2 protein-coding genes are annotated in these 1,932 nt (G+C 60.2%); one reads left to right on the forward strand and one right to left on the reverse strand.

Translation table 11 applies throughout. From position 1 onward, the window contains the following. A partial coding sequence (locus AC1DZP_RS36000) for a hypothetical protein (RefSeq protein WP_477309089.1) occupies positions 1–515 on the forward strand: 515 nt, incomplete at its 5' end. A 235-nt stretch (positions 516–750) separates the two neighbouring features. Here the strand turns inward: AC1DZP_RS36000 and AC1DZP_RS36005 are convergent. Continuing rightward, positions 751–1,932: DUF2130 domain-containing protein (locus AC1DZP_RS36005; RefSeq protein ID WP_477309091.1), on the reverse strand; the 1,182-nt coding region annotated here is incomplete at its 5' end.

Here is a 1,932-nt window from a genome sequence, read left to right on the forward strand (position 1 = left end):
AGGCCGGAAAGCTGCCAAACGGCGATCCGGATATCTTCTTCCGCGGCTTCTACTGCTGGAATTCGGAAGTGGGCGCCAGGACACTGGGTATCGCAAGTTTCTATCTTCGTGCGGTTTGCCAGAACCGCAATCTTTGGGGCGTCGAAAATTTTGAGGAGATCACCATACGGCATTCCAAGTATGCGGCTTCCCGCTTTGCCGCGGAGGCGGAGCCGGCGCTGGTCCAGTTCGCCGAATCCTCGCCGATGCCGTTCGTCAACGGCATCAAGGCCGCGCGGGAGCGGATCGTCGCCCGCAACGACGAAGACCGCGAGAGCTTCCTGCGCAAGCGGGCCTTCTCGAAGATTGAAACCACGAAGATCATTGATGCCGTGTTGGCCGAGGAAGGCCGGCCGCCGGAGTCGATCTTCGATTTTGTGCAGGGCATCACACGGGTCGCGCGTGACAAGCCACACCAGGATGTCCGCCTCGAGATGGAAGGCAAGGCCAAGAAGCTCTTCGATTTGGCTGCGTGACCCATCCCGATGCCGACCTCTCGCTGCCGGCATCTCCCGCATGTTTCCCGGCGTCGTCCTCGAGCACCAAGGGCGGCGCCTTCTCTCGTGATGGTCGGAAAAGGGAAGGCAGGCCGTCGGCCCGTCCCCGGTCTCAACCGTTACACCGGAGAGACGACGGATGTGCTCGTCTTCGCCAGTCCTCGTTCGGCATTCCGGTCCGAAAACTCTTCCGGGAACGTGCCGATCGGTTCACTTATTCGGTGTCGGGTTGAGACACTCCGATTGCTGGCACACCCAGCCCCTCAATTTCCTGCATCACTTTTCCGGCGATGCCCTGCAAGTCGCCATACATGCCGACAGTCGACTCGATGACCCCTTGGATCTGCGCCTCGCGCTTGGCCCAAAGGCGTGTTGTGGCCTTGCGTTCTTTGGCAAGGTCCTCCTGCATATCCGAGAACTTTTCGACAATCGCCTCGACCCGGTGGCGGAACCGGGGACCGGTCAGATAGCCATAGACTTGCTCCATTTTGGTGGCCTGACCATCCTGGGCGAGCCGGGAGTTGGCCAGCTCGATCAGGGATTGCCGGAGCAAGATGGCGATCGGGACCGCACATTTGGGATGAGCGACATAGACTCCGTCCACTAGATCGAAGGTTTCCACGCCGGGAGGCAATGCTTCGGAGACCATCAGCGCGATATCCGCTTTCGCGGCCCGTTGATCGCCTCTGAGCTTGCCTAACCAGCCTTGGCTCCAGTTCTTGGTGCGTTTCGATTCCCACAAAATGGCGCCGCAGGCTTGGCCGGCCGGTCCGACCACGCGGTGCAGAACATCTCCGCCGAATTCGCCCTTTGCGACCGGTTCGATGATGTCCATCGGGAAGCGGCTAGCAATGAGGGACTCTAATTCCAGCTCGAGGACCTCGCCCTGCAACTGCTGGGAGCCCTGTTCGGCACGACGCTTCAGCTCCTCGATCTGACGCTGCATGCCGGCGATCTGTTCCTCTTTCTCCGCAACTTTCATTTTGAGGCCGTCTTCGGCTTCGGACCTCGCCTTGATTCGAACAGCCTCCAGCCCTTCCTGGATCTTTCTTTCGATGGTCAGCGCCATCTCGCGCTTCTCATCATCGAGTGCACGCTGCTGCTTCAGGAATTCCGCCTGTTGCTGCTGAGCCTCGGCAAGCTTTTCGTCGCGCGCCTTCAAAGTCGCTTCCAACTCGGCAAGCTTGGTATCCCTGTGCTCCAGGTCTACCGAAAGCAGCAGCTTAGCCTTTCGGGCCTCCTCGGCCGCGATACCCGCGCGCTCGAGCTTGAGCTTTTCCGCCACCTGGTTGTCGATGTCCGACTGGGCGGCATCAATTGCAGCTTGCTTGCGTTGAAGCTCTTCCTCTCGGGCCGCGATTGAGGCGTTGCTCTGCGCCAGGCGCCGCTCATAGTC

Source organism: Mesorhizobium sp. P2_F8 (assembly GCF_056403655.1).